This window comes from Streptomyces sp. RLA131, from assembly GCF_056270125.1.
The window spans coordinates 3,963,619-3,983,240 of the sequence record NZ_JBWDOQ010000002.1; the positions used below are offsets into that span (position 1 = coordinate 3,963,619).

Consider the following 19,622-nt stretch of genomic DNA (forward strand, 5'->3'; position numbering starts at 1 on the left):
CGGCACCGGACGGCATCCCGGTGCGCTGTGACCGTCCGCTCAGCGGGAGCGCCAGGCGCTGAGCAGATCCTCCGGCCCGAAGGCCGCCTGGAGCCCGGAGCAGCTGACGCCGCTTCGGGAGACCGCGACGAGGGGGATCGGATCGTCGGTGAGCGCGGCTCTGTGCTTGTGCAGCGCGGCAAGGTCATGGGCGTCGAACGGTGATGTCTCCAGCCACTTGACCGAGCCGAGGAACAACAACTCCTCGGCGACGGGCTGCCGGTCGGCGCCGACCAGGTCGATCTCGACATCGTTGCCGCGGGTCCAGTAACCGCCGACAACGGGTGCGGCGGCCCGGTGGGAGCGCCGGATCCCAGCAGGGCGTCGGCGTGGCGGCAGGGGATGGGAAGGCGGCCGACTCGCGCCTCATCTGTTCACCTATGAAAATCCCCTGAGAAACGGACGTGTCAGGTGTGATTTTCGTTAGGAATTTCTTTGACTTCTGCGACGAGGCGCTGGGCGACCCGTCAGTTTCATTCCGCGGTGCTTATTCTGTGAACCGGTATGCGAGAAGATCTCGCACGCAAACCTGCAAGGTATTGAGCGCGGCGCAGATAAAGGTGGAATAAAGAATTGAAGCGCAGGAGTATTTCGCCGGAATCGCCGCGACAACTGTCGTCCCCGTAGCCGGTGGGTGTTCCACACACCCGCGCATGCGCCGCGACCGCCGGTCTCGACGACGGCCGGCAGGGCCCCCACCGGGCTTGACGCACCCACCTGCGCGCGACTCGTCCCTGCCCAGCGGGTAATTCTGGCAATCACTCTCGAAGGAGTTCACTTTTATGAACAGGCGTAAGTTCATCGCCGGATCCGCGACTGCGACAGCCGGGGCCCTGGCCGTGTTCGGCAGCGCGGCGCCCAGCTCAGCCGCTGCCTCCAGTGGGACGGCATCCGGGGGTGACCACGTGCGGAGCGTCACCGCTATCACGCAGGTTTTCGGCTACGGCCAGAAGCTCATAGCGGTGGCGGTCGAGTACGACAGTGCCATCGACAACGCGACCCTTTCAACGTCGACGTTCGCAGTCACCGGCCGTACGGTGACCAAGGTCTACGCGAACAGGACGGCGGACCTCGCCGAGCGGGGCAAGGACGGCCGCTACGTCATCGTGGAGCTGTCACCCGACGACGCGGCGGCGTTGCTGTGGGGGGCGCAGAGTTCCGACGGCGGGTCGGGCGGTACCGGCGGTACCGGCGGTACCGGCGGTACCGGCGGCGGGACCATGCCGGGGATGGGAGGAGTCGGCGACAGCCCGGCCGGACAGACCCTCGCGGAGGCCAAGGCCTCGCTGACCCAGACGGGCACCGTCACCACGACCCGCCGCGTCCGCTACCCGGCGGACAGCACGACGCTGACCACCAGCGCGGTGGTGAACCTGATCGTCGACGACTTCCAGCAGTTCTCGTTCACCGATCCCGCGACCGGGCAGACCCTGGACTACAACCTGTTCGTCCCCAAGAACTACGACCACCGCAAGCAGTACCCGTTGGTGCTGTTCATGCACGACGCCAGCGTGGTCAACGCCGTGACGGTGGGCCCCCTGGTCCAGGGCCTCGGCGCCGTCTGCTGGGCGAGTCCGGAGGACCAGGCCAGGCACGAGTGCTTCGTCCTGGCACCCGAGTACGGCTCCATCGTGATCGACGACGACTACGAGCCGTCGACGCTGTTCGACGCCACGGTCAACCTGGTCCGGTCGCTGACGCAGGAGTACAGCATCGACCGGAAACGGCTCTACGCGACCGGGCAGTCGATGGGGGCGATGATGTCGCTGGGCATGAACATCAAGCACCCCGACCTGTTCGCGGCGTCGTTCGTCGTCGCCGGCCAATGGCCGGCCGAACAGGCCGCGCCGCTGGCCGCGAAGAAGCTGTGGATCGTCGTCGCCGAGGAGGACACCAAGGCCTATCCCGGCGAGAACGCCATCGTCGAGGTCATCCAGGACCAGGGCACGAAGGTCAGCACCGCCGTGTGGGACGGCCGGTCCACGGCCGCGCAGTTCGCCGCGGACGTCAGGAGCATGAAGGCTCAGCGGACCCCGGTGAACTACGTCGCCCTCAAGACCGGCACGGTCGTGCCGGCCGGCTCCAACACCATGGCGCACATGGCCACCTGGCCCATCGCCTACACCATCCCCGGCGTCCGGGACTGGATCATGCGGCAGTCCCTGTAAGCCGCCGGCCCCGTTACCGGCGAGCGACCGTCCGGCCGGGACGGCAGACCGGCGGCAACCCGCCGGTGACCAGTGCGGCGTCGAAAGCGGTGGCCGGTCGTCGCGACCGCGACCACCGCGAGGGGCCTGATCCGCGATCCGGATCGGGCCCCTGCTGGTCCGGGACCGGTCAGCGTACGTCGACCAGGTCGGCGGCGGAGGTGGCGGCGCCGGTGGTGGAGGTGGCGGTGGAGACCCAGCGCCAGTAGCCGTCAGCGGATGCCTTGACCGTGGTCCTGAGGGCGCCGGTGGAGCCGGAGGTGACCGTTTTGACGGTGGTGTAGGCCGAGCCGCCCTTCTTGCGGAACTGGAGGCGGGCCGACTTCCCGGCGAAGCCGGTGTACTTGTGCTTGACCCGGTCCGCGCGGGGGGTGAGGGTGCCGGACACCGTGAGTGTGCTGCCCTTCTTCACCGGTTCCGGCGAGGCGTTGACGGTGGCCTTCGCCCACCGCTCGACCCGGACGGTGCCGGACGCGGTTGTGTACTCCTCGGCCTTGAGGTTGCCGTCGGACTTGAAGAGCCGGGCCACCACGCCGATCTTCCAGGTCGTGGCGTCGGCGTTCGAGCCGAGGTCGTAGCGCGGGTCGATGGTGAGTTCGCCCTCGCAGTCGGCCGCTCGCGTGCCGTCCTCGTAGCAGGCGTAACCGCCCACGTAGAGGCCGCCGCTGTCGGCTCCCTTCTTGGCGGTGGTGCCGTGGTACAGGAAGGGTTCCGCCTGGTAGCCGTCCGGATCGTCGGTGCTGTGGCCGGAGGGCAGCGTGATACGGAATGTGACGGACGGGGTCTTCTCGTCGGAGGTGCCCACCACGACGGGGTCGCCCGCGTTCACGACCACCTTCGAAACGGTGATGCCGGTGTCGGCGGCCTCCGCGGTCGGGGCGGTGAACACCCCGAGGGCCAGGGCCCCCGCGAGGACGGCAACGGCTCCGGTTCTCATGCCTGCTTGCATGCACACCTCTGGTCCCGCGTACGGATACGAGGCGGCAGGCTGTCAGCGTGACGCGCGCGGCCCACCGGGCCGTGGCCGGCGGGGTACCGGGGGGTCACGGGCCTCCTAAAGGACCTGGGGGAAGAACCACCTACCCTCCCTCCCCTCCCGGCATGTCACTCCCAGGAGTGACATGGTTGCGCAGGGTGGTCGCCGGGGGTTACGTTCTGCGCGACAACCCCACAACAGAAGACAGCCCCCGGCCAGGACGGCAATCCCGGGCGAGGGCCTGACCGATCAGGAAGCAGTACCTTCCCAATGGCTGAGCCGAAGTCTAACGCGCGCCCGGGCGCCGATGCCGGAGCACCGACCTCCGGCGTGATCCATGTCCGTACCCGACTCACCTCCGACTTCACCGTGATCGCCAACGCCCTCGCGCAGCGGCGCGGCAGCGCGGTCACCATCGGCGTCGCGACGTACATCCTCTCGCTGCCGGACGGAGCTCCGGTGAGCATCGCGGCGCTGTGCAAGCACTTCACCGAGGGCGAGATCCTGATCTCGCGGGCTCTGAGGGAGCTGGAGGCGGCCGGATATCTGGAGCGGCCGCGCCGGCGCGAGGACCGGGGGGTGATCCGGACCCGGACGTACTTCCATGACGTACCGGTGCAGGGCTCGCCGCCGGGCACTCCACGACCGCCCGTACCGCCCGGGCCACCGCCACCGCCTGTGCCGCCGCCAGCTCCTGCGGCGCCCGCGCCCGCGCCGCCCGCGCCGCCCTCGGCGCCCGCGGCGTCGCTTGAGGAGGCCGATCCGGAGGCGGTCGTCATCCTGGCCTCGCTGCGCATCGCCGACCCGCGGCTGATCCTTTCCGGGCCGGAGGTGGCGCGGCTCGCCCCGGCCGTCGCGCAGTGGCTCGACGTGGGTGTGGGGGCCGCGCAGATCACGGACCTGCTCACCGCCCCGCTCCCGGCCCGGCTCAGGGGGCGGCCGGCCCACATCCTGGCCTACCGGCTCCGGGACCTGCCCCTCGCCGTACCGGCCGCGCCCGCCGCGCCCGCCGTGGCGGTGCTGCCCTGGCAGACCTGTGACGGCGGCTGCGAACGGGCCTTCCGCGCGGCGGGGCCCGGCCGCTGCCGGGACTGTCCGCCCGAGGACGGGGCCGACGGGCCCGGAAGCCTGCCAGCGGCTTCCTGAGCGGAGCGGCCGCGGGCCCTGCGCTTGCGCGTACGGCGCCGTAAGCGCAGCGTGGAGCCATGACCGAGAGTGAGACGCCGGCGTTCGTGACCTCGCCGATCATCGTGTCGCCCGTGGAGCGGGGCGAGCGGCCCTTCCGGCTGGTGCAGATCAACGGGGAGACCGTGGGAGTCGCCCGGGACATGGTCGACGTGCTGCGGCTGGCGCACGCGTCGGGCATCCACCACTGCGATCTGGACGACCCGGCGGTCGTACGGTGGGTCGGTGGCGGCAAGTACAAGTGGGCGCCCTGACCGGGCGGTCTCCGGGGAGACCCGGCTGATCGCGCGGTGCGGGAAGGCCGTTCGAGGAGACCGAACGGCCGCTGCGTCCTGTGCCGGAACCGCCCTGTGCGCGCGAGGAGTTCGGCGCGGCCGCCTCGGCATCCGCTAGCATCACGGCATGAACACGTCCGCACGTCAGCAGCCGCAGCAGCACGAGGTGATGATGCCCCGCTCGCGGGGTTGCTGACGCTGGACGTACGACGTTCACGAGGCCCCGGAGACGGGGCCTTTCGCATGTCCGGACCGGTCCCGGCTCCCTCACCACAGGAGTACCCATGGACCGGCACCGCTACTACGTCACCACCACCATTCCGTATGTCAACGCCCGCCCGCATCTCGGCTTCGCCCTGGAGCTGGTGCAGGCGGACGTACTGGCCCGGCACCGCAGACAGCGCGGTGACGCGGTCCGCTTCCTCAGCGGGACGGACGACAACTCGCTGAAGAACGTGCTGGCCGCCGAGGCCGAGGGCGTGCCCGTGCAGGAGCTGGTGGACCGCAACGCCGCCGCCTTCGAGGCGTTGCGGGAGCCGCTCGGGCTGTCCTTCGACGACTTCATCCGTACCAGCCGGGACCCGCGCCACCGGGTGGGGGTGGAGCGGCTCTGGCGGCGGTGCGCGGCGGCCGGGGATCTGTACCGCAGGCATTACGAGGGGCTGTACTGCGTGGGCTGCGAGCAGTTCCGGGTTCCGGCGGAGCTGGTGGACGGGCGGTGTCCCGAGCACGGCACCGAGCCGCAGCCCGTCGCCGAGGAGAACTGGTTCTTCCGGCTCTCCCGCCACGCCGGGCGGCTGCGCGAGCTGGTCGAGAGCGGCGAGCTGCGCGTCGAGCCCGCCTCGCGCCGCAACGAGGTCCTCGCCCTCATCGACGGCGGGCTGCGGGACTTCTCGGTCTCGCGTTCCCGGGCCCGGGCCCGGGGCTGGGGGATCGAGGTGCCGGGGGACCCGGGGCAGGTCGTGTACGTGTGGTGGGAGGCCCTCGCGAACTACGTGACCAGCCTGGGCTACGGCACCGGGGACGCCGCGTACGACGCCTGGTGGGGGCGCGGGGAGAGCGGCCGCCGGGTGCATCTGGCGGGCAAGGGGGTGCTGCGCTTCCACGCCGTCCACTGGCCGGCGATCCTGTTGTCGGCGGGGCTGCCGCTGCCGACGGACATCCTGGTGCACGACTACCTGACGGTGGGCGGCGCCAAGATCAGCAAGTCGGGCGGCAACGCGGCCGCCGCCGGCCCGGCCGCTCTCGTGGAGGACTACGGGACCGATGCCGTCCGGTGGTGGCTGCTGCGCGAGGTGGCGCGTACCGGCGACACCGACTTCACCGCCGGGCGGCTCACCGCCCGCGCCGACGCCGACCTCGCGGGCGGCCTCGGCAACCTGGTGCACCGGGTCACCACGCTGGTGCACCGGCGCCTGGACGGACGGGAGCCGGAGGCGTCGCCGTACGTGCTGCCCGGCCTGGCCGCCGTCTGCCGCGAGGTGCCGGGGCTGGTGGACGCCGCGCTGGAGGCGTACGACTTCCGGCGGGCGACCGCCGCCCTGTGGAGCATCGTCGACGAGGCGAACCGCGCCCTCGACCATGCCCGCCCCTGGGAGCCGGCCAGGTCCGGGGGCGCCGGATCGGTGCTGGCCGCCCTGCTCGACGCCTGCCGGGTCCTCGCCGACGAGCTGCGGCCCTTCCTGCCCGGGACCGCCGCCCGGATCGCCGTCCGGTGCACGGCGGTTGACGGGGTCCTGCCGGAGCCGCGCCATCTGGCCCGGCGTATCAACGGGGCAGGCTGACGGCATGGGATCCGTCGCCTTCATGACGCTGCCGGGACTGGTCCGATGCCGCCGTGGCGGGGCGGTGCGCGGCAGCGCCGGACATCTGCGCCCGGCTTCGGGCAGCCGCACGCGACCTTCGGTCCGCCGGGGCGGGCGATCCTGTTTCATGGACGGCATGAGCATCAGCAGCAGCGAAGCCGGAGCCGGCATGCCGGACTGGGAGAAGCGCTTCCGCGCACCGCGCGTCGGACTGCCCGAGTGGGCGCAGGACGCGCCTGACCGCGGCCTGTTCGTGTCGAACGTCACAGGCACGTTCGAACTCTACGCATGGGACCGGGTGACCGGGGAGCGGCGGCAGGTGACGGACCGGCCGAACGGGACGTCGGAAGGGACGCTGTCACCGGACGGGGCCTGGGTGTGGTGGTTCCGGGACAGCGACGGTGACGAGTTCGGGGTGTGGGTCCGGCAGCCGTTCGGCGGGGGCGCGGACGAGGAGGCGGCGCCGGGGCTGGAGCCCTCGTACCCGGCGGGGCTGGCGCTGGGGAAGGACGGGACGGCGGTCGTGGGGCGGTCCACCGACGAGGAGGGGACGACGATCCATGTCGTACGGCCCGGGGCCGCGCCGGTGGAGATCTACCGGCACGCGGAATCGGGCGGGGTCGGCGATCTGTCGGAGGACGGGACGCTGATCGTGATCGAGCACACCGAGCACGGGGACGCGATGCACTCGGCGCTCAGGGTCGTGGCGCCGGACGGTTCGACGGTGGCCGAGCTGGACGACACCCGGGGCGGCCAGGAGGAACTGGGCCTGGAATGCCTGGGCTTCGCGCCGGTGCACGGGGACAGCCGGCTGCTGGTGGCGCATCAGCGGCGCGGGCGCTGGGAGCCCATGGTGTGGGACGTGGCGACCGGTGAGGAGACCGCGCTGGCCATCGACCTGCCGGGCGATGTGGCGGCGGAGTGGTATCCGGACGGCTCGGCGCTGCTGGTGGTGCACTCGTACCAGGCGCGGAGCGAGATCTTCCGTTACGAGCCGGCCGACGGCACGCTGACCCGGCTGGAGACCCCCGCCGGGTCGGTGTCCGGAGCCACCGCCCGGCCCGACGGGACCGTCGAGTTCCTGTGGTCGTCGGCCGCGCAGCCGCCGGTGGTGCGGTCGACGACCGGTGCCACGGTGCTGGAGGCCCCGGGCTTCAAGGCCCCCGGCTCGCTGCCGGTCGAGGACGCCTGGGTGGAGGGTCCGGGCGGGCTGGTGCACGCGCTCGTCCAGCGGCCCGCGACCGGCCAGGGGCCGTTCCCGACGGTCTTCGAGATCCACGGCGGCCCCACGTGGCACGACTCGGACGCCTTCGCGGGCGGCCCGGCGGCCTGGCTGGACCACGGCTTCGCCGTCGTACGGGTCAACTACCGCGGGTCGACCGGCTACGGCCGCGAGTGGACGGACGCGCTCAAGCACCGGGTCGGCCTGATCGAGCTGGAGGACATCGCGGCGGTCCGCGAATGGGCCGTGACCAGTGGGCTCGCCGACCCGGCGAAGCTGGTGCTGTCGGGCGGTTCCTGGGGCGGTTTCCTGACGCTGCTGGGCGTCGGCACCCAGCCGGACGCCTGGGCGGTCGGCCTGGCGGCGGTGCCGGTCGCGGACTACGTCACGGCGTACCACGACGAGATGGAGGCCCTGAAGGCACTGGACCGTACGCTCTTCGGCGGCTCGCCGCAGGAGGTGCCGGAACGGTACGAGGCCTCGTCGCCGATCACCTACGTCGGGCAGGTGAAGGCGCCGGTCTACATCAGCGCCGGGGTCAACGACCCACGCTGCCCGATCCGGCAGATCGACAACTACGTGGAGCGACTGGAGGGCCTGGGCAAGACGCACGAGGTCTACCGCTACGACGCCGGGCACGGCTCGCTCGTCGTGGAGGAGCGGATCAAGCAGCTACGACTTGAGCTCGACTTCGCGCGCCGGCACCTGGGCGTCTGACGTCTGCGGCGGAAGCCCGAGCGCGGCGTCGCGCAGGGCTTCCGCCTCCCGCCGGAAGAGCCGGAACCACATGAAGACCACGAAGCCGGCGAAGACGAACCACTCGCCGGTGTAGCCGAGGTTCTGGAAGGCCTTCAGGTCCAGCCCGGTGTTGGCGGCGGCAGCCGGCGGGACGGCCTTCAGCGGCGCCGTGGTGTCGCTCTGGGTGATCCAGCCGCTGTAGACGTCGTACGGGAGCAGGTTGACCAGCGAGGCGGCGCTGATCATGCCGAGCTGCCCCTCGGGGAGGCCGCCGGTGGAGATGACGCCGTCCGTGGAGGTGCTCTCGGGGGCCTGGACGGCCCCGGTGACGGTGACCTCGCCCGAAGGGGCGGCCGGGACCCGGACCGCCGAGGCCTTGCCGGGGAGCCAGCCGCGTACGACGGGCAGGGCCGCGCCGCCGGTGACGCGCAGCGGGGTGAGGACGTAGAAGCCGGTGCGGTCGTCCAGGGTGCGGCCGGGGACGAGGAGCTGGTGGCCGCTGTCGTAGCGGCCGGTGACGGTGACGGCGCGGCCGGAGGACTCCGTGGTGACCGGGGACGAGGCGTCCGGCAGCAGCGCGGACAGGGCGACCGGCTCGGCGGCGGTCGCGGACCTGCTGTCCTTCTCGATCGTGCGGTGGCTCTGGACCCGGTCCTCGAAGCGGCTGAGCTGCCAGCTGCCCATGAAGACACAGAAGACGACGGCCAGCACCACGAAGAGGTGGCCGGCGAGCCAGCGCGGGGTCAGCAGGAACCGGTACACGCCTCAACGGTACGGGGGGCGGGTACGGCGGCCGGACCCGGCCCCCGTACCCGCCCCCCGTACTCGCCCGATCCTCTTCCGAGCCGGATGGAGTGCTACGAGGCCGCGACGACGCCGGTCCGGTAGACGGTGCCCGCGCAGGCGTCGGGGAGGGTGACGCTGACGGCCGGGCCGCCCGCCGCCGGGGTGTAGGTCAGCACGATCGACGCCGTGCCGCTCTCGTCGGCGGCCGAGTCGAGGCTGGTGGTCGTGCCGCCGTCACCGGACGTCGTACCGCTGGAGGTGTCGTCGGCGGACGTGGTGGGGCTCGGCGACGGGCTGCTCACGCTCTCGCAGCCGCTCGTGCCGCCGCCGGCGGCCGCCACCCAGGCGAACCGCACCTGGAAGCTCTGCCCCTGCTGGAGGATCAGCGGCTCACCGGTGGAGTCGGGCAGCGAGGTGCCGTCCCCCGCCGTGTGGTCCACGACGGAGATCCGGCTCGCGTCGGCACCGCCCTGCGCGCTGAAGGTGACGCTGCCGCCGCCCTCGACGGTGCAGGGGCCGGTGGAGACGTTGCCGAGCTGGAAGTACCCGGCGGCACTCGATGCGACATTGCCGAGGTCGGCCGACGTACAGGCCGGGGCGGTGGCCGCCAGGGTGCCGGACGTGTCGGGTTTGCCGGTGGCGCCGGTCGAGGGTTTGGAGGCCGACTTGCCGCCCTTGCCACTGCCCTTCTTGCCGTTGGAGACGCTGCCGGCGGGCTTGTCCGAGTCGTGGCCGCCGGTCTTGTCACCGGTGTCGGTGTCACGGGAGCTGGAGGCGTTGGCCGGGTTCGGATTCTGCGAGTCGGCGGTGTTGGCGACATGCAGGGCGGCCGGGACGGCGGCCACCGCGAGCAGGCAGGCGGCGGCCGCGCCGACCAGCAGCTGCCTGCGGCGCGCCCGGCGGGCCGGGACCGCGCGCCGCAGGTGGTTCAGCGTCTCGGGGCGGGGCTCAAGGTCCTGGACGACGTCGTGCAGCAGCCGGCGCAGGGCCAGCTCGTCGTCGTCCAGACCGTCCTCGAAGCCGATTCCGAGCGGGCTGTCGCCATCCGGGTGTTCGCGGTTCTTCTGGGTATCCATGCCGTGAGGGAAGTCGGGGGTGGTCATGCCGGGGCCTCCATTGCGACGCGGAGCGCCGCGAGCCCGCGCGAGCCGTACGCCTTGACCGAGCCTACGGATATCCCGAGGGTCTCGGCGACCTGTGCCTCGGTCATGTCGGCGAAGTAGCGCAGAACGAGCACCTCGCGCTGCCTGCGCTGGAGTTTGCGCATGGCGGCCTTGAGCTGGTCGCGTTCGAGGATCTCGTACGCGCCCTCCTCGGCGCTGGCCATGTCCGGCATCGGTTTGGACAGCAGCCGCAGTCCGAGGATGCGGCGGCGCAGGGCGGAGCGGGACAGGTTGACGACGGTCTGCCGCAGGTAGGCGAGGGTCTTCTCCGGCTCGCGGACCCGGCTGCGCGCCGAGTGCACCCGGATGAAGGCCTCCTGGACGACGTCCTCGCAGGAGGCCGTGTCGTCGAGCAGCAGGGCGGCGAGCCCCAGCAGCGAGCGGTAGTGCGCCCGGTAGGTCTCGGTGAGGTGGTCGACCGTGGTCCCGGTGGCTCCGGTGGTTCCGACTGACATCTTGCCGTCAGCGTCCCCCCGGTCGGAGGGTGCCTTGACTACCGGCCAGGGCGCGATCACCGGCATACCGCCCGGATTCCGACTGCCGCCCGGCCGCCTGGCCGATGGGCGTGCGGGTGCCGCGACGCCGGTCCGCCCGAACGCCGCCTCGATACCGAATGCCCCAAGTGCCTCTGCCACGACTGTTGGACACGTTGCCCCCCGTCAGGGTTGTACGCGCTAGGCACCGCTTTTAACGGTGTAGCAAATATCCCCATGCGTACCAACTCTTTCCCCAATGCCCCTTTTGCCTGGCACTTTTGTGCGGTGAAGTGCGCTGACACAAAGACGCTCCCTGTGAGCTGCCGGTTGCAGCACACAGGGAGCGAAATTGTCCGACGCGCACCCGATGATGATCAAGAGGTCCAGACCAGCGACTTCGTCACACGGCGCTCGCGACCCCGATCACCCGGGGCGGGAAAGCGGCGGGTCAGCGGCCGCTGCCCCCGTAGACGACCGCCTCGTCGCTCTCGCTGTCCAGACCGAAGGCGCTGTGCACCGCCTGCACGGCCTCCTTGACGTCGTCGGCCCGCGTGACGACCGAGATCCGGATCTCGGAGGTCGAGATCAGCTCGATGTTCACCCCGGCGTTGGACAGCGCCTCGAAGAACTGCGCCGTGACACCCGGGTTGGTCTTCATCCCGGCGCCGACGAGCGAGATCTTGGCGATCTGGTCGTCGTAGCGCAGCGACTCGAAACCGATGACGGCCTGGGCCTTCTTCAGGGCCTCGATCGCCTTCGGGCCCTCGTTCTTGGGGAGGGTGAAGGAGATGTCGGTCAGACCGGTGGCGGCGGCCGACACGTTCTGCACCACCATGTCGATGTTGATCTCCGCGTCCGCGATGGCACGGAAGATCACCGCCGCCTCGCCCGGCTTGTCCGGCACACCCACGACCGTGACCTTGGCCTCGGACGTGTCGTGTGCGACTCCGGAGATGATCGCGTGCTCCACGTTCTGGTCCTTCCGGGGCTGGTTGCTGACCCAGGTGCCCTGGAGGCCGGAGAACGACGACCGGACATGGATCGGGATGTTGTAGCGGCGGGCGTACTCCACGCAGCGGTGCAGCAGCACCTTCGAACCGGAACTGGCCAGCTCCAGCATGTCCTCGGAGGAGATCCAGTCGATCTTCCGGGCCTTCTTCACCACCCGCGGGTCCGCGGTGAAGACACCGTCCACGTCGGTGTAGATCTCGCACACCTCGGCGTGCAGCGCCGCGGCCAGCGCGACCGCCGTGGTGTCCGAGCCGCCCCGGCCGAGGGTCGTGATGTCCTTGCTGTCCTGGCTCACGCCCTGGAAGCCGGCCACGATCGCGATGTTGCCCTGGTCGAGCGCGGTGCGGATACGGCCCGGCGTGACATCGATGATGCGCGCTTTGTTGTGGACCGAGTCGGTGATGACACCTGCCTGGCTGCCGGTGAACGACTGGGCCTCGTGGCCCAGGTTCTTGATCGCCATGGCCAGCAGGGCCATGGAGATCCGCTCTCCGGCGGTCAGCAGCATGTCGAACTCGCGCCCGGCAGGAATCGGGGATACCTGCTCGGCGAGGTCGATCAACTCGTCCGTCGTGTCGCCCATCGCCGAGACCACGACGACCACCTGGTGGCCGCTCTTCTTGGCATCGACGATCCGCTTGGCGACGCGCTTGATGCCCTCGGCATCAGCGACGGAGGAGCCGCCGTACTTCTGCACGACAAGGCCCACGTGCGCTCCTCAAGATGTGTACTGCGGTCGGCTCAGTCTAACGAGCGGGCCCATGGCGTCCCCGCACTACCACATGCTGAGACGCTTGGCCCACTCCACGAACCGGAACCCTGCCCACGCAGCCGCGCGGCAACCTCACTTCGACGAAGGACGCAGACCCAGGGGCGCGGCGATCTCGGCGGCCATGACCCGGCCGGCCTCCTCGGCGAGCTTCTCCTCGTCACCGCTGTCGTCGTCGGTGTCGAGACCGTCGAGGGCGACCAGCGGACTGTCGAGGCGTACGTGGGCGACCAGCGACTGGAGGGCCCGCAGCGAGGCGGAGGCCGTGGAGCCCCAGTTGGAGAGATAGGAGAACTGCCACCACCACAGGGCCTCGGTGACCCGGCCGGCGCGGAAGTGGGCCAGTCCGTGCGCGAGGTCGGTGACGACGTCGGCCAGGTCGTCGGAGATCCGGCAGGCCACCGGGGTGGAACGGGGGACGTACGGGTCGAAGACCTCGGAGTAGACGTCGATCGGCTCCAGCAGCACCGCGAGGCGCTCGCGCAGCTGGTCGGCGTCGGGCTCCGGGCCGATGTCCGGCTCGTAGCGCTCGTCGGGAAGGATGTCCTCGTGCGCGCCGAGGCGGCCGCCGGCCAGTAGCAGCTGGGAGACCTCCAGCAGCAGATACGGCACGGCACTGTCCGGGTCGTCACCCTTGGCGACCTCCCGGACCGAGAGGATGAAGCTCTCGATCTGGTCGGAGATCTGGACAGCGAAGTCGTCGGGGTCCAGCGCGTTGTCAGACATCAAGCAGCCGCCTTCCTTCAAAGGCCCGTCCGAGCGTGACCTCGTCGGCGTATTCCAGATCGCCACCCACCGGCAGACCGCTGGCCAGGCGGGTGACCTTCAGCCCCATGGGCTTGATCATGCGGGCGAGGTACGTCGCTGTCGCCTCGCCCTCCAGATTCGGGTCGGTGGCGATGATCAGCTCGGTGACCGTGCCGTCGGCGAGCCGGGCCAGCAGTTCACGGATCCGCAGGTCGTCCGGGCCGACGCCCTCGATGGGACTGATGGCGCCGCCGAGGACGTGGTACCTGCCGCGGAACTCGCGGGTGCGCTCCACCGCGACGACGTCCTTGGGTTCCTCGACCACGCAGATCACGCTGGGGTCCCGGCGGGGATCGCGGCAGACCCGGCACTGGTCGGCCTCGGCGACATTGCCGCAGATGCCGCAGAAGCGGACCTTGGCCTTCACCTCGGCCAGGGCGTGGGCGAGGCGGCGTACGTCGGCGGGGTCGGCCTGCAGGATGTGGAAGGCGATCCGCTGCGCGCTCTTGGGACCCACGCCGGGCAGCCTGCCCAGTTCGTCGATCAGGTCCTGAACCACGCCTTCATACACCGGACGTAACGCCTTTCTAGAACGGCAGGCCGGGCATGCCGCCCAGACCCTGGGCGAGCGGGCCGAGCTTGCTCTGCTGAAGCTCCTGCGCGGTCGCGTTGGCATTGTGCACGGCGGCGAGGACCAGATCGGCCAGCGTCTCCGTGTCCTCAGGATCGACCGCCTCGGGCGCGATGACCAGTCCCAGGAGCTCACCGGCTCCGGTCACCGTGGCCTTCACCAGCCCGCCGCCGGCGCTCCCCTCGACCTCGGTCTCGGCCAGCTCCTGCTGGGCCGAGGCGAGGTCCTGCTGCATCTTCTGCGCCTGCTTGAGCAGCGCCTGCATATTGGGCTGGCCACCACCGGGGATCACGGTCTCGCTCCTGCCGTACGACAACGATGTGCGGGTAAAGCGAGCCTACGTGTTCCCAACGCCCCGCGCCCTACACCCCAGGGAGGAGACGGCTTGTTTTCCCGGGGCCCGGTCGTTCAGTCGTTCAGTCGTTCGAGATCTCCTCGATCACGGTCGCGCCCAGTTCGCGGACGAACAGGTCGTGGCCGCTCAGCGCGGTGTCGTCGAGATCGGGGTCGTCGTCCTCCGGGATGTCGTCCTCGATCGGAGGCGGCTCCGGAGTGTGCTGCGGGCTGTGCTGCGGCGGCTGCGCGGCGGCCTGCGGGCTGTGCTGCGGGGGCTGCGCGGCGCCGGCCTGCGGCGGCGGGGCGTACTGCGGCTGCGGCTGTGGCTGGGCCGGGGCGTAGGCCTGGGGCGAGGGCTGCGCGGGCGCGGGGCGCACGGGGGCTCCGCCGCCACCGCCACCGCCACCGGCGCCTCCGGAGGGGTCGACGATGGCCTCGATACGCCACTGCACACCGAGGGCGTCACCGATGGCCTGCTTCAGTACGTCCTCGCTGCCGCCGCTGACGAAGCTGTCACGGGCGCCGGGGTTGGCGAAGCCGACCTGGAGGGTGGTGCCGTCGAAGCCCACGACCTGGGCGTTCTGGCTGAGCAGTATCCAGGTGAAGCGGCGCCGGTTCTTGACCGCTTCCAGGATCTGCGGCCACATCTGCCGTACGCGGGAGGCGTCGCCGCCGACGGCCGGCGGGGCGGCGGGCACGGCCGCCTCGGGGACCGGGACCGGGGCGGCGGCCGGGGCGGGGGCGGCGGGCGGTGCGCCGGCCGGGGTCGCGGTGGGCCAGGCACCGGGGCGCCGGGCGGCGGGGGCGGCGGCTGGCGCGGGGGCGGCCGGGGCGGGCGCGGGGGCCGCCACCGGGGCCGCCACCGGGGCGGGCGCGGGGGGCGCCGGGGCAGGCGCAGGGGCCGGGGCCGGGGCCGGGGCCGGGGCCGCGAAGTCTTGAGCAGCAGGTGCCGGGGCCAGGCCCGGGGCGGCGGGCGCCGACGCGAAGGCGCCCGCCGCGGCGCCGCGCTCCAGCTTCTCCAGGCGGGCCTGCACCGACCGCTCGTCGTCGTACGCGGCGGGCAGCAGCACCCGGGCGCAGATCAGCTCCAGCTGCAGCCGGGGCGAGGTCGCGCCGCGCATCTCCGTCAGGCCGGTGCTGACCAGGTCGGCGGCACGGCTCAGCTCGGCGGCGCCGAAGACCGAGGCCTGCGCCTGCATCCGCTCCACGACGTCGGCCGGGGCGTCGATCAGCCCCTTCTCCAGCGCGTCCGGCACGGCGGCCAGGATCACCAGGTCCCGCAGCCGTTCCAGCAGGTCGGCGACGAAGCGGCGGGGGTCGTTGCCGCCCTCGACGACCCGGTCGACGATCTCGAAGGCGGCGGCGCCGTCACCCGCCGCGAAGGCGTCCATCACATCGTCCAGCAACGCGGCGTCGGTGTAGCCGAGCAGGGACGTGGCCATGGCGTAGGTGACGCCGTCCTCGCCCGCGCCGGCCAGCAGCTGGTCCATCACCGACATCGAGTCCCGCACCGAGCCGGCGCCGGCCCGGACGACCAGCGGATAGACCACGGTTTCGACCGGGATCGCCTCGCGCTCGCAGACCTCGGCCAGATAGTCCCGCAGGGTGCTGGGCGGGACGAGCCGGAAGGGGTAGTGGTGGGTGCGGGAGCGGATGGTCCCGATGACCTTCTCGGGCTCGGTGGTGGCGAAGATGAACTTCAGATGCTCCGGCGGCTCCTCGACCACCTTCAGCAGGGCGTTGAAGCCCGCCGAGGTGACCATGTGCGCCTCGTCGATGATGTAGATCTTGTAGCGGCTGCTCGCCGGCCCGAAGAAGGCCTTCTCCCGCAGGTCGCGCGCGTCGTCCACGCCGCCATGCGAGGCCGCGTCGATCTCGATGACGTCGATCGAGCCCGGCCCGTTGCGCGCCAGGTCACGGCAGGACTGGCACTCCCCGCAGGGCGTCGGGGTCGGCCCCTTCTCGCAGTTCAGACAGCGGGCCAGGATGCGGGCGCTGGTCGTCTTGCCGCAGCCGCGCGGACCGCTGAACAGGTACGCGTGATTGACCCGGTTGTTCCGCAGCGCCTGCTGCAACGGGTCGGTGACGTGCTCCTGTCCGATGACCTCGGCGAAGGACTCGGGACGGTAGCGGCGGTACAGAGCGAGGGACACGCTTACGACGATATCGGGCCCCACCGACACTCGGCGCCGCGTGCCGCCGCCGGGCCTTCGCGCCGGGCCTTCGCGTCAGGCCTGCTTCGGCGCCTTCGCCGCGCGCTTCATCTCCTGTTTGTGGGCACGGACCTTGTCCAGCGACTCGGGCCCGGTGATGTCGGCCACCGAGCGGTAGGAGCCGTCCTCGCCGTACGCGCCCGCCGCCTCGCGCCAGCCGTCGGGGCGGACGCCGATCCGCTTGCCCAGCAGGGCGAGGAAGATCCGGGCCTTCTGCTCGCCGTAGCCGGGGAGGGCCTTGAGGCGGCCGAGGAGTTCGCCGCCGGAGGGCACGTCGCGCCACAGGGCCTCGGCGTCACCGTCGTAGTGCTCGACCAGGTACTGGCAGAGCTGCTGCACGCGCTTGGCCATGGAGCCCGGGTAGCGGTGGACGGCGGGCTTGGCGGCCAGCAGGGCTGCGAAGGCCTCGGGGTCGTACGAGGCGATCTCGTGGGCGTCCAGGTCCTCGCGGCCCAGCCGCTCGGCGATGGTGTGCGGGCCGGAGAAGGCCCATTCCATGGGGACCTGCTGATCGAGGAGCATGCCGGTGAGCAGGGCCAGCGGGCTGCGCCCGAGCAGTTCGTCGGCCTCCGGCCGCTGGGCGAGCCGAAGTGTGGTGTCCATGATTCGCATGCTACGCAACGGGCCGTGAGAACGCCCGGGAGCCGTGCTGGATGGAGGCCTCCCGTATCTCTCATATCCGGGATACAGTCCCGGATATGAGAGATGACATCGACGCCCGGCTCGCCGCCCGCCTGGCCGAGCTGCGCGGGGCGCGCGGCTGGTCGCTGGAGGAGCTGGCGCAGCGTGCCGAGGTCAGCCGGTCCACGCTGTCCCGACTGGAGCGGGCCGAGATCAGCCCGACGGCGGCCCTGCTCGGGCGGCTGTGCGCGGCCTACGGGCTGACGATGTCGCGGCTGCTCAGCGAGGTCGAGGCGGAGCCCGCCCAACTGGTGCGCGCCGCCGACCAGTCGGTGTGGACGGACGCCGAGTCGGGCTTCGTACGGCGCTCGGTGTCCGCGCCGCATGCCGGGCTGCGGGCCGAGGTGGTGGAGGCGACGCTGCGGCCCGGCGCGGTGATCGAGTACGACGCGCCGCCGGTGCCGGGCCTGGAGCAGCACATCTGGGTGCTGGAGGGACGGGTGGAGATCGGCGTGCAGGACGAGACGTACGACGTGGGGCCGGGCGACTGCCTGCGGTTCCGGCTGTGGGGGGCGACGCGCTTCGTGTGCCCCGGCCCCGCACCGGCCCGGTACGCGATCGTGGTCGTGGCGCCATGACGACCGGTACGACGATCACCCGGCTCACCGCCCCGGCGCTGCTGGCCGGGGCCGGGGAACTCGCCGAGGTGCTGGTGGACGCCGTGGACAGCGGCTCCTCCCTCGGTTTCCTCGCTCCCCTGGGCCATGACACGGCAGCCGCCTGGTGGGAGGCGCTGGCCCCGGCCGTGGCCGACGGCCGGCTCCTGGTCTGGGCCGCCCGCGGCGACGGCCGGCTCACCGGCACCGTGACCCTGGCCCTGGAGGCCAGACACAACGGCGGCCATCGCGCAGCCGTCGGCAAGCTCATCGTCCACCGGGACGCGCGCGGCCGGGGACTGGGGCGCGACCTGCTGGCGGTGGCCGAGCGGGCCGCCGCGCGGGCCGGGCGCACCCTGCTGCTCCTGGACACCGAGACCGGCAGCCCGGCCGAGCGGCTCTACCGCTCGGCCGGCTGGATCGAGACGGGCGTCGTCCCCGGCTACGCGGCCGACCCGTGGGGCGAGCCGAGGCCCTGCACCTTCTTCTACAAGCCGCTGGGAAGCGCCGGGAAGTAGCTGTCGATCAGCTCGTTGCGGAACCTGCCCGCCGGGTCGAAGCGCCGCAGCAGCTCCCGGAAGCGGTCCGCGTACGGGTACGAGGCCGCCACCGCCTTCGGGTCCATGGAGGAGAGCTTGCCCCAGTGCGGGCGGACGCCGAAGGGCGCCAGGGCCTCCTCGATCCGGACCAGGACGGGCGCGACGGCGGCCGGGTCGGCGATCCAGGTGAAGTGGAAGGCGACGCTGTCGCGGCCGTGGCTGGGGCTGAGCCAGGCGGTGTCGGCGGCGATCGTGCGGATCTCGCTGACCTGGAGCACCGGGCCGATCAGCGTCCGCAGGCCGCGCAGCGCCCGAATCGCCGGCGCGGCGTCGGCGCGCGGGACGAAGTACTCCGACTGGAGTTCGTCGCCGACGCTGGGCACGAACCCGGCGCGGAAATGCGGCAGGCGCTCGTCCCACGGACCGGGGACGCCCAGCTGCTCGGTGGCGTTGGCGACGGGCATGCCCGCGATGGGATGGCGGGGCCCGTCGGCCGGGCGGGCGCCGGTCCAGGCCAGGTCGGGCAGCGGATCGCCGGTCCGGCGCTTGACCCACAGCCGCAGCGGGCCGTCCCAGTCGGTGAAGGCGCTGACGCTGTACGCGGCCGAGAAGACCGCGTCGGCGTTCTCGGTCAGGACCGGCCAGCCCAGGTCCTCGTACACGTACTGCTCGACGTCGAACCGGGGCAGCAGGTCCAGGGTGAGGGCGGTGACGACGCCGAGCGCGCCCAGCGAGGTCACCGCGCCCTCGAAGCCGTCGTCGCCGCGGGCCAGGACCGTCTCGGAGCCGTCGGCCGTGACCAGTTCGACGGTGCTGACGGAGGCGGCGAGCGTGCCGTTGGTGTCGCCCGAGCCGTGCGTGCCGGTGGCGAAGGCGCCGGCGACCGAGAAGTGCGGCGTGGAGGGCAGGTTGGGCAGCGCGAGGTCGTGGCGCCGCAGTCCGGCGGCGAGTTCGGCCAGCGGTACGCCGCCGCCGACCCGGACCGTGCGGGACGCCGGGTCGACGTCCACGACGCGCGGCAGCAGCTGGTCGAGGGCGACCAGCACGCCGGAGGTGTCGGCGATCCGGTTGAAGGAGTGCCCGGCGCCGAGCGCCCGCACCCGGTCGTTGGCCAGCACGACGTCGCGCAGCTCCGCCACGGTGGCCGGGCGGTACAGCCGCCGGGCCCCGAACTCGACATTGCCGGCCCAGTTCGTCAGCCTCGTCACTTCCGCAGTCATCGCGCCT

At 71.9% G+C, this 19,622-nt stretch carries 18 protein-coding genes and 1 pseudogene; 7 read left to right on the top strand and 12 right to left on the bottom strand.

The genetic code is table 11. The features are described from left to right. Positions 1-39: 39 nt before the first annotated feature. Positions 40-330, bottom strand: a pseudogene (locus tag RWE79_RS18920) (ATP-binding protein); the annotation flags it as partial. A gap of 491 nt (positions 331-821) precedes the next feature. Here RWE79_RS18920 and RWE79_RS18925 point away from each other — a divergent pair. Continuing rightward, complete coding sequence (locus RWE79_RS18925) at positions 822-2,207, top strand: prolyl oligopeptidase family serine peptidase (RefSeq protein WP_475941261.1); 1,386 nt, start codon at positions 822-824, stop codon at positions 2,205-2,207. Positions 2,208-2,376: 169 nt separating this feature from the next. On the opposite strand, the gene RWE79_RS18930 is transcribed toward RWE79_RS18925, so the two are convergent. Further along, complete coding sequence (locus RWE79_RS18930) at positions 2,377-3,183, bottom strand: hypothetical protein (RefSeq protein ID WP_475941262.1); 807 nt, start codon at positions 3,181-3,183, stop codon at positions 2,377-2,379. 309 nt (positions 3,184-3,492) lie between these two features. On the opposite strand from RWE79_RS18930, the gene RWE79_RS18935 reads away from it, so the two are divergent. The 4 genes from RWE79_RS18935 (at position 3,493) to RWE79_RS18950 (ending at position 8,426) form a co-directional block, all read left to right on the top strand. Beyond that, positions 3,493-4,368, top strand: coding sequence for a hypothetical protein (locus RWE79_RS18935; RefSeq protein WP_475941263.1), 876 nt, complete (start codon positions 3,493-3,495; stop codon positions 4,366-4,368). A gap of 59 nt (positions 4,369-4,427) precedes the next feature. Continuing rightward, positions 4,428-4,661, top strand: coding sequence for a hypothetical protein (locus tag RWE79_RS18940; protein WP_475941264.1), 234 nt, complete (start codon positions 4,428-4,430; stop codon positions 4,659-4,661). A gap of 305 nt (positions 4,662-4,966) precedes the next feature. Continuing rightward, the gene (gene metG / locus RWE79_RS18945; RefSeq protein WP_475941265.1) at positions 4,967-6,466 is read left to right on the top strand and encodes a methionine--tRNA ligase; all 1,500 of its coding nucleotides are present in this window, start codon (positions 4,967-4,969) and stop codon (positions 6,464-6,466) included. A 148-nt stretch (positions 6,467-6,614) separates the two neighbouring features. Beyond that, positions 6,615-8,426, top strand: coding sequence for a S9 family peptidase (locus tag RWE79_RS18950; protein ID WP_475945918.1), 1,812 nt, complete (start codon positions 6,615-6,617; stop codon positions 8,424-8,426). Here the strand turns inward: RWE79_RS18950 and RWE79_RS18955 are convergent. From RWE79_RS18955 to RWE79_RS18995, 9 genes are all read right to left on the bottom strand, one after another. Continuing rightward, positions 8,382-9,209 carry an SURF1 family protein gene (locus RWE79_RS18955; RefSeq protein WP_475941266.1) on the bottom strand — a complete coding sequence of 276 codons (828 nt, stop codon included), beginning with the start codon at positions 9,207-9,209 and terminating at the stop codon, positions 8,382-8,384. The genes RWE79_RS18950 and RWE79_RS18955 overlap by 45 nt on opposite strands. 95 nt (positions 9,210-9,304) lie before the next feature. Continuing rightward, positions 9,305-10,336 (bottom strand): hypothetical protein, encoded by a 1,032-nt coding sequence (locus tag RWE79_RS18960; protein WP_475941267.1) that lies wholly within the window; start codon positions 10,334-10,336, stop codon positions 9,305-9,307. Beyond that, the gene (locus tag RWE79_RS18965; RefSeq protein WP_475941268.1) at positions 10,333-10,917 is read right to left on the bottom strand and encodes a SigE family RNA polymerase sigma factor; all 585 of its coding nucleotides are present in this window, start codon (positions 10,915-10,917) and stop codon (positions 10,333-10,335) included. Before RWE79_RS18965 ends, RWE79_RS18960 begins: the two co-directional genes overlap by 4 nt. 403 nt (positions 10,918-11,320) lie before the next feature. After that, positions 11,321-12,592 (bottom strand): aspartate kinase, encoded by a 1,272-nt coding sequence (locus RWE79_RS18970; RefSeq protein WP_475941269.1) that lies wholly within the window; start codon positions 12,590-12,592, stop codon positions 11,321-11,323. 135 nt (positions 12,593-12,727) lie between these two features. Continuing rightward, the gene (locus RWE79_RS18975) at positions 12,728-13,378 is read right to left on the bottom strand and encodes a DUF5063 domain-containing protein (protein WP_475941270.1); all 651 of its coding nucleotides are present in this window, start codon (positions 13,376-13,378) and stop codon (positions 12,728-12,730) included. Next, positions 13,371-13,970, bottom strand: a complete 600-nt coding sequence (gene recR, locus RWE79_RS18980; protein WP_475941271.1) for a recombination mediator RecR — start codon at positions 13,968-13,970, stop codon at positions 13,371-13,373. Before recR ends, RWE79_RS18975 begins: the two co-directional genes overlap by 8 nt. Before the next feature lie 16 nt (positions 13,971-13,986). Next, a complete protein-coding gene (locus RWE79_RS18985) occupies positions 13,987-14,322 on the bottom strand; it encodes a YbaB/EbfC family nucleoid-associated protein (protein WP_475941272.1) in 336 nt (111 codons plus the stop codon). 124 nt (positions 14,323-14,446) lie between these two features. Then, positions 14,447-16,519, bottom strand: a complete 2,073-nt coding sequence (locus RWE79_RS18990; protein WP_475941273.1) for a DNA polymerase III subunit gamma and tau — start codon at positions 16,517-16,519, stop codon at positions 14,447-14,449. Between the two features lie 75 nt (positions 16,520-16,594). Next, positions 16,595-17,182 carry an HhH-GPD-type base excision DNA repair protein gene (locus tag RWE79_RS18995; RefSeq protein ID WP_475941274.1) on the bottom strand — a complete coding sequence of 196 codons (588 nt, stop codon included), beginning with the start codon at positions 17,180-17,182 and terminating at the stop codon, positions 16,595-16,597. Positions 17,183-17,277: 95 nt separating this feature from the next. On the opposite strand from RWE79_RS18995, the gene RWE79_RS19000 reads away from it, so the two are divergent. Continuing rightward, complete coding sequence (locus RWE79_RS19000) at positions 17,278-17,838, top strand: helix-turn-helix domain-containing protein (protein WP_475941275.1); 561 nt, start codon at positions 17,278-17,280, stop codon at positions 17,836-17,838. Beyond that, complete coding sequence (locus RWE79_RS19005) at positions 17,835-18,374, top strand: N-acetyltransferase family protein (RefSeq protein ID WP_475941276.1); 540 nt, start codon at positions 17,835-17,837, stop codon at positions 18,372-18,374. The genes RWE79_RS19000 and RWE79_RS19005 overlap by 4 nt, the downstream gene beginning before the upstream one ends. On the opposite strand, the gene RWE79_RS19010 is transcribed toward RWE79_RS19005, so the two are convergent. Next, positions 18,344-19,615 (bottom strand): FAD-binding protein, encoded by a 1,272-nt coding sequence (locus RWE79_RS19010; protein WP_475941277.1) that lies wholly within the window; start codon positions 19,613-19,615, stop codon positions 18,344-18,346. The genes RWE79_RS19005 and RWE79_RS19010 overlap by 31 nt on opposite strands. Between the last annotated feature and the right edge of the window lie 7 nt (positions 19,616-19,622).